Genomic DNA, 434 nt, shown 5'->3' with positions numbered 1-434 from the left:
AGGCGTTACGGGGCCAGGCGCGGGCGCTGGCCGAACGGGTGAACGCCGACCCCGGGGTGAGTTCCGCTGAGGTGGGGTGGTCCCTGCTGCGGTCCAGGACGCTCTTCGACCACCGGGCGGTGGTCATCGGCCAGGACCGCGAAGAACTGGTGGCCGGGCTGGAGGCACTGGCAACCGGAGAACCCCACCCGGGCCTGGTGCACCCCGGCAGGGCCGCCGATTCCACCGGCCAGACGGTGTTCCTGTTCAGCGGACAGGGCAGCCAACGCCCCGGCATGGGCGCCGAACTCCACAACCGCTACCCCGTCTTCGCCGAAGCCTTCGACGAGGTGTGCAGTCTGCTCGACCCACACCTGGAACACCCACTACGGCAGGTTGTCTTCGATGCCGACCCGGAGCGTACCGGGCTGCTGGACCACACCACCTACGCCCAA

The 434-nt window shown here is 69.6% G+C and carries 1 protein-coding gene; it reads left to right on the top strand.

What is annotated here, in order from left to right; translation table 11 throughout:
- Nucleotides 1-434 (top strand): acyltransferase domain-containing protein (locus NP777_RS47260; RefSeq protein ID WP_256656381.1); only part of this gene is annotated, 434 nt, incomplete at both ends.

The sequence above is a fragment of the Streptomyces rugosispiralis genome, from assembly GCF_024505145.1.
Lineage (GTDB): Bacteria > Actinomycetota > Actinomycetes > Streptomycetales > Streptomycetaceae > Streptomyces > Streptomyces rugosispiralis.
The sequence above is the reverse complement of the archived record's forward strand: the minus strand, read 5'-3'. Positions and strand labels throughout refer to the sequence as shown.